7 protein-coding genes are annotated in these 6,838 nt (G+C 41.3%); 6 read left to right on the top strand and 1 reads right to left on the bottom strand.

Annotated features, from left to right (window positions below; translation table 11 throughout):
* Positions 1-694: 694 nt before the first annotated feature.
* From CDZ78_RS03865 to CDZ78_RS03845, 5 genes are all read left to right on the top strand, one after another.
* The gene (locus CDZ78_RS03865; RefSeq protein WP_087868789.1) at positions 695-1,348 is read left to right on the top strand and encodes an FG-GAP repeat protein; all 654 of its coding nucleotides are present in this window, start codon (positions 695-697) and stop codon (positions 1,346-1,348) included.
* 245 nt (positions 1,349-1,593) lie between these two features.
* A complete protein-coding gene (locus CDZ78_RS03860; protein WP_087868788.1) occupies positions 1,594-1,971 on the top strand; it encodes a hypothetical protein in 378 nt (125 codons plus the stop codon).
* Positions 1,972-2,298, top strand: coding sequence for a hypothetical protein (locus tag CDZ78_RS03855; RefSeq protein WP_087868787.1), 327 nt, complete (start codon positions 1,972-1,974; stop codon positions 2,296-2,298). It abuts the gene before it with no gap.
* Positions 2,299-2,310: 12 nt separating this feature from the next.
* The gene (locus CDZ78_RS03850) at positions 2,311-3,507 is read left to right on the top strand and encodes a PEP/pyruvate-binding domain-containing protein (RefSeq protein ID WP_087868786.1); all 1,197 of its coding nucleotides are present in this window, start codon (positions 2,311-2,313) and stop codon (positions 3,505-3,507) included.
* Positions 3,508-4,109: 602 nt separating this feature from the next.
* Positions 4,110-4,634, top strand: a complete 525-nt coding sequence (locus CDZ78_RS03845) for a hypothetical protein (protein WP_140413868.1) — start codon at positions 4,110-4,112, stop codon at positions 4,632-4,634.
* A 49-nt stretch (positions 4,635-4,683) separates the two neighbouring features.
* Here CDZ78_RS03845 and CDZ78_RS03840 read toward each other — a convergent pair whose 3' ends face one another.
* Positions 4,684-5,349: a hypothetical protein gene (locus CDZ78_RS03840; RefSeq protein ID WP_230990817.1), complete on the bottom strand. Its 666-nt coding sequence runs from the start codon at positions 5,347-5,349 to the stop codon at positions 4,684-4,686.
* 501 nt (positions 5,350-5,850) lie between these two features.
* On the opposite strand from CDZ78_RS03840, the gene lipA reads away from it, so the two are divergent.
* Positions 5,851-6,816 carry a lipoyl synthase gene (gene lipA, locus CDZ78_RS03835; RefSeq protein WP_087868784.1) on the top strand — a complete coding sequence of 322 codons (966 nt, stop codon included), beginning with the start codon at positions 5,851-5,853 and terminating at the stop codon, positions 6,814-6,816.
* The last annotated feature ends 22 nt before the right edge of the window (positions 6,817-6,838 follow it).

Here is a 6,838-nt window from a genome sequence, read left to right as displayed (position 1 = left end):
CTCTCTAATGTAGCCTGTATGGAGCTTGCGTAATACAGGAAGATCAGCGTACTTACTTTCACGTATTCCGCAGCCTACATACGGTCTACACAAAGTTTTGGGGTTGATTAAATTCTCGTTCCTTAGTGGGGTGTCTTGGGTGGAGCCAAGAAAAATAAACTTTTTATTTAGTTGGGTGGATTTAACTCTGAAGTACAATATTGCTCTAGCAAAGTACTCTAAATGCTTAACAATATTAAAGAAAAAAAGTTGTGCACAATATCTGTGGATAAGTCTGTGGATTATGCGTAGAGAAATAACTCTAACGCCTAGTATTGTTACAATTTCGTTAAATTGTATAAAATTTATACAGTCATTGTATTTATAATAAAAACATACGCTTAGGGATGTCAATAGATACTTGAAAGGATTTTTATCATCAATAATCCGTATTTAAGCAAATAATTTGGGAATACTATCGCTTGTGGAGTACTTTAGGGTTTATGGCTAGAAATGGATATTGAAATCAGCTGTAATAAGGGTAAATAAATCTAAGGACTCGCGATAAATTTGGGGTTAATTTGTTAGGGTATATTAACGATTCATTGCATATTATTTAACATAGTTTAATTAACTTTTCTTCAATATAATTGATCAAACCTAGCAATTATTAGGTATTGGTGTGGTGGCATAATTACTGCTTATTGCAGTTAATATGATTTCATTACGGTTTTTTTTAAGTCTAGTGTTCAGCATTTGTTGTACAGATGTTGTTTATGCACTTAATCTGAGTAGTCCCTCATTGCATGAAGTTCTATTGCCAGTTCCGAATACTTTGGCGGATAAAATTTTAGGTGCAAGGCTTTCTGTTTCAGGAGCCACCGCAGCAGTGTCAGCGTTAACTGATAATACTCGTGCCAGCGGTTCTGTCTATATTTATGATGCAGAGGAGAGTTGGCGTTTAACCACTGAGTTAAATAGTCCACTCAGTACGGATAATTTCGGTCAGGCAATTGTTCTGGAAAATAATACCTTAATTGTGAGTGCTGATCGTGATGGCGAGGATGCAGGAGCGGTTTATGTTTTTGAGCGTAATTCATTATCTAGCCCCGAGCCATGGCAACAAACAGCTAAAATATCGCCTCCGGATGGTATTGCCGGGGACAGGTTTGGTGGTGCTATTGCGCTGGCTGGTGACACGCTGTATATAGGCGCACCATTGCATACTCAGGGCAAGCTGTATATTTTTAAGCGTAACCCTGAGTCCAGACAGTGGTTGTATATAGACAGTGTTATTCCAGATGATCCTCAGGCATTAAAGTTTGCCTCTGCTATTGCTACTGAAGTTTCCCAATTATTGAGTAGCTGAAATACACAATGCTGGTGTATCGAGGTTTATTTTAGGTGGTTTTGCCATGTTTATAGCAAACCCCTACTTAATTCCCCTTAGGCAATAGCATTTGAAACGAATGAAAAGACTATTTTTTTCATATAGTTGTAGCATAGTTTCAATTTTACCATAAATAATTATTGGGAAACTTCAGTACAGCAAGTACCTAACTTAAATACTGTGCAGTTCCGGCTTGTATCTTTTAGTCCTCTGGCCCCATAAATATGAATTTTTTCTTACCCCCTCTCTTATTGGCAAGTGCATGTCTATTATTTGCTGTGCAGGCACTAGCAAATGATTGTTCCGAAGAAGATGCCAAATATGATATGCAACAGGGAAGACTATCTCTTCATAGTGTGTCAGTGGGTCAACAAGGGCTATTATTTGAGGCGCAGCTTGATTTACTCAATAGTCAAAACCTGTTTCAGTTTCAGTTAACCAGTCTCAACCCATTGGCTAAAGTAACAGCGCAGGTACATAGTAGCTATAAGGTTGGTGAGGCTTTATTGAAAATTGACAGCTTATGCCTTGTTTCTGCAACGGGAGTGCAGTACCTGAAACAAGTGGAATTACAGCTGGTAGCTAATTCTGAACCTTTGTAATTGCTGCTTAAAAGTGCGCGCGACTCTCAGGGAAAGCCTGTTTTTAACTGGGTGATTGCGGATGACAAAGGTGCAGTGCATTTACCCGACAGACAGGCTTTCGAGCGTCTAGCCACAGTAGCTGATGTTTCTGGTGTTGCCGCGGTGCGGGAGCTGAAGTTTGTTATTGTTGATCTGGATAGTGAGTCTCCGGTACTATTTTTTATGAACTCGGAGGAAACGCCATTACATTATGATTTTGCCCGTGATGTACTTAAACGCTATCAAATGTTTGATTATGATCAGGGGTCGACTAAGTTTATCGCTGAAAGTTATTTTAGGGGGTAAAGAAAACACCTGGTGGGTTCGGTAGTTGCCTATGATAATTATAGTGATGCTGAAAGCCCTCAGCAGCATGGTCTGTATGCCTTAGAGTTCTGGCCGACGGATCCGGTACCTGAGAAATTAATAGAACAGGCTTACCATACCATTAGCGCTGCGATGCCTTTTTTGCCCGCTGCTTTGGCTTATCATCCGGTTGGTAATACACATGAGCTGGAATATGCTGGATTTGCCAGACAATTTGCGGACAAAAATATTCGCAGCATTGATACGGATAGCCTATTTGCCCAACTAGATTCGGCAATTTTAAATAAAGGTGAATCTTATGGCCGCTTGAAGGTCATTAATCCTGGTGACTTAAGTCCGGGTGAAGATGTTATTGCTATTTACACTTTTATACCTAATACCCTAGGTCATGTTGGAGGTATTATTACTGAAGCGCCGCAAACACCTTTATCGCATATCAACCTGAAAGCACGGCAGAATGACACGCCGAATGCTTATATGAAAAATGTGCGTAATAATCCTGAGGTTATCGGTCTAATTGATCAGTGGGTGCATTATTCTGTCAATGATAATGGCGTTCATCTCGAATTAGCTACTGAAGAGAGTGCGTTGAACTGGCTGGCAGACAGGATTCCTGCGCATGTTACGATACCGGAAAGTGATTTAAGTGTGACTGCACCCAGGCCATTGGCAGAGTTAACTCAGAGTGACTGGACTCGTGTTGGTGTTAAAGCTGCTAATGTCGCTGAGCTAGGAAAAATTCTAGCCGTTGGAGTAGCGCCTAAAGGGTATGCCTTACCGTTTGCCATGTATGATGAGTTTATGCGTAGTCCACGCTGTCCTGAGGATATGACTGTGTTATGTGCGAATAAGCACAGTTTGACATTCTATGACTATGTTGAGAATTTGTTAAAGGATGAAGCATTTAGCCATGATCAACCTGTTCGCGAGCAAGCTCTGACTGAATTGCGCGAGCTAATAGAAAAGGCAGAGACGCCACAATCTCTAGTTGACGAGATAGAAATGGTACGCTTGTTCTGGGAGCCTGCCGGAGAACCTTTTAGTCAGCGATTGAGAGTTCGTTCCAGTACTAATAATGAAGATTTACCTGGCTTTAATGGGGCTGGACTATATGGCTCATTTACCCATAAGCCCAAGGAAGGAAAGTTAATCAATAGTATTAAACAGCTGAAGTTTCCCAATTATTGAGTAGCTGAAATACACAATGCTGGTGTATCGAGGTTTATTTTAGGTGGTTTTGCCATGTTTATAGCAAACCCCTACTTAATTCCCTTTAGGCAATAGCATTTGAAACGAATGAAAAGACTATTTTTTTCATATAGTTGTAGCATAGTTTCAATTTTACCATAAATAATTATTGGGAAACTTCAGTTAAACAGGTCTGGGCAAGTTTATGGACTGCCCGGGCATTTGAAGAGCGAAGATTGCACCGGATAGCTCATATGCAAACTTATATGGGCGTGTTAATACATCCTACGCTGCCAGCCATGGAGAGCGAACGCGAGGGCTGGTAGTCCCTAATGCTGTAACACAAACGCTGAAAATCAGGGAAACGTAGCCTAAGCGAAGTGATGATTTTTAGTCCGCGATAGCCGTAGGGCCGTTATTTTGTCGGAGTCTGAGCGTTAGCGAAGGTGGAGACAAAATAAAAGGCCATCCGACACGGCGTCAAGTCATTTGGAGCCTATGTTCCGACCCCTTGTTGGGTCGGGACGAGGTGACGAGGACGAATCGGGGCCGCCGGAGGCATAAGTGGTCGCGTTAAGTTTTTGCTGCTTGCTTGGGCTGGGATGCCCAAAACAAGCTTTCGCAAAAATAGCGACTCCCCGCATTATGGCGATGAACAGGTTAATGGCGTGGCAATTAGCAAGAATATCTATAATCCTGACTGGGAAGGGTTCTACGTGAATGCGCAATATGGCGAATTGTCTATTACTAATCCGGAGCCAATTGCAACAGATACGGGGCTGGTTAATCCAGTGCCTGATGAGTTCCTGATTACTCGATTAGCTGCTTCAGTCTCTGGTTTAGCCTGGGAAACACAATTTATTAGGCATTCCAACGTTGAGCAGGTTTATGACCAGCCAGTGATGACAGAAGATGTGCTTACGGCCGATGAAATAGAGGAGTTAAGGGATAATTTGCAGGTTATTCATGCGCATTTTAAAAAACTCTATCAAGGCGATAAAAACTTTGCCATGGATATAGAGTTTAAAATTACCGAAACTGCGGATGGTAGCCGCGGGTCACTGGCCATTAAACAGGCAAGGCCCTGTGGGTGGATTAAGAATGAGTACCAGCCTGGGCTTGTATGACTGGCTGGTACAACTTAGTTTCGGGTTTTATTAAATTCTGGTTCCTTAATTAAGGCTCTTGCTTCGGTTTTCTGGACATACCGAACATGACTGCAAGGATAATGACAATAATAATAAACGGAATAAGGATTTTATTCGGAATCATGTTTTCTGCTTGCTCTATGCCCACTGAAAAGGGCAAGTGTGAATCGATGGTCTCGCCTTCGTTTACTACGGTGACATGCAGTAGGTAGTTTCCTGCTCCATATTGTCTGAAATCAACTTTAGCATCAACTGAACCTTTTTTGATTTTTTCAGGCTTATGGTAATAAACCCGGCTTCCTTCTGGTTCTTTTGTGACTTCAAATTCTACCGTTGTATGACGCAGTTTTTTGCCTTCATAATCAATCACTAAATCCGTTAAACCTATTTCGGGGATGACATGACAGAAGCTTTTACCACCTGATAGGGAAGGGGTGTAGGCGGAAAAGTGTATAACCTCTTTACCCACAGAAATTCGACAAGTATCTACCTCGCCTTTAGCCCCTCTATGGGCATTTGCCGTGGCTGGTAATATTAGCGTAAATAATAAAATAGCTAATGTTGCCAATGTATTGTTAGCATGGTGGAAGTTTATTTTGCGCCTATTTACAGTATAGGTTTGATCTCTTATCAGGTGAATAGCGCGAGCAACGCGCTGAGAGGTTTTTGAAGTTAACGTAATTTTTTGTTTCATGTCTTACCCCTTAAGATACAGGCATCAGTATTCTAAAAAATAGAATGCTGTCCGCTTGTAATGAAATTCAATATTGATATATGGTTGCTTAGCAAGCAAACAGGGATTTAAGCCTGATTTGCCTGCAACTCTTTTTATGCTGAAGCTATCGATTTTTAACCTAGTCTATTGCCAAGTTCTCATGATAATAGGTTACAAATCGACCATCAGTCAAATACTTTGACGATTCAGCGCCGGCATTTGTCGGGCTGAAAAAATAAAAAAACCGCATTATAGGGTGCTTTGCTAATGTCTTGCGCTAGTGTTTAGCTTCAGTGTTTTGCTGATTATTATGGTGTAAGGCGCTGGAAAGTTGTTTAGTGTTTTTTTAAAATAAAAAAAAGAAGGCTGAAATTATTAGTGAGAATGTAGCGTTTTATCTTAAAAAAATCTGTGTTCTCTGCGGTAAAAATGTAAAATCTTTGTTTCACATATTATCTTAGCTTTTAATCTCATTATTTTATGTCTACCATCCAAGCACCATCTCGCACAACCCCTGACACACATCAGCGTAATGCCGAAAAGTTAGCCAGAATCCCGATTAAAGTAGAGCCTAGCGATACTGTCTTGCGCAAACCTGAATGGATCCGAATTAAATTAACGGGTAATGAAGATGTCATACGCATTAAAAAAACCTTGCGTGAGAATAAGCTGCACAGCGTTTGTGAAGAAGCGGCTTGTCCTAATTTAAATGAGTGTTTTAGTCTTGGTACAGCAACTTTTATGATTATGGGGGATCTTTGTACCAGGCGTTGCCCATTTTGTGATGTCGCTCATGGAAAACCAGAGCCTTTAGATAGTAATGAACCTATTAATCTTGCTGCCACGATTAAAAAATTAGCACTTAAATATGTGGTTATTACATCAGTTGATCGCGATGATTTAAGAGACGGTGGGGCTGGGCATTTTGCTGCCTGTGTGGATGCGATTCGTGTTCAATCACCTGAAACTAAAATAGAAGTTCTTGTGCCTGATTTCAGAGGACGGGTGGTGGTTGCGCTGGAGCTTTTGCAGGCTAGCCCTGTTGATGTGTTTAATCATAACCTGGAAACTATTCCTCGCTTATATAAGCAGGCTCGACCTGGGGCAAACTATAAGCAGTCGCTGGAATTATTAAAGGCTTATCATGAAATATTGCCAGAAGTGCCGACTAAATCCGGACTTATGCTGGGTATAGGTGAAACGAAGGAAGAGGTGCTTGAAGTAATGCAAGACTTGCGTGAGCATCATTGCTCTATTTTAACTCTGGGGCAGTATTTGCAGCCGAGTAAGGATCATTTAGCTGTGCAACGTTATCTTACGCCGCAAGAGTTTGATGAGTATGCTGTATTGGCAAAGCAAATGGGATTTAAACAGGTTGCTAGTGGCCCTATGGTGCGCTCGTCTTATCATGCGGATGAGCAAGTGCGTGAGCTGTTATCCAGTTAATGAGTGCACGGTATACTTGAGT

It is taken from the genome of Bathymodiolus platifrons methanotrophic gill symbiont (assembly GCF_002189065.1).
Classification (GTDB): Bacteria; Pseudomonadota; Gammaproteobacteria; order Methylococcales; family Methylomonadaceae; genus Methyloprofundus.
Note: the sequence above shows the minus strand (reverse complement) of the source record. Positions and strands in the feature narration are given on the sequence as shown.

Bases quoted from the DNA above. Each gene is read 5' to 3' on its own strand.
- CDZ78_RS03840 (WP_230990817.1), bottom strand. From the start codon at position 5,349: ATGAAACAAAAAATTACGTTAACTTCAAAAACCTCTCAGCGCGTTGCT.
- CDZ78_RS03845 (WP_140413868.1), top strand. From the start codon at position 4,110: ATGCCCAAAACAAGCTTTCGCAAAAATAGCGACTCCCCGCATTATGGC.
- lipA (WP_087868784.1), top strand. From the start codon at position 5,851: ATGTCTACCATCCAAGCACCATCTCGCACAACCCCTGACACACATCAG.
- CDZ78_RS03865 (WP_087868789.1), top strand. From the start codon at position 695: ATGATTTCATTACGGTTTTTTTTAAGTCTAGTGTTCAGCATTTGTTGT.
- CDZ78_RS03860 (WP_087868788.1), top strand. From the start codon at position 1,594: ATGAATTTTTTCTTACCCCCTCTCTTATTGGCAAGTGCATGTCTATTA.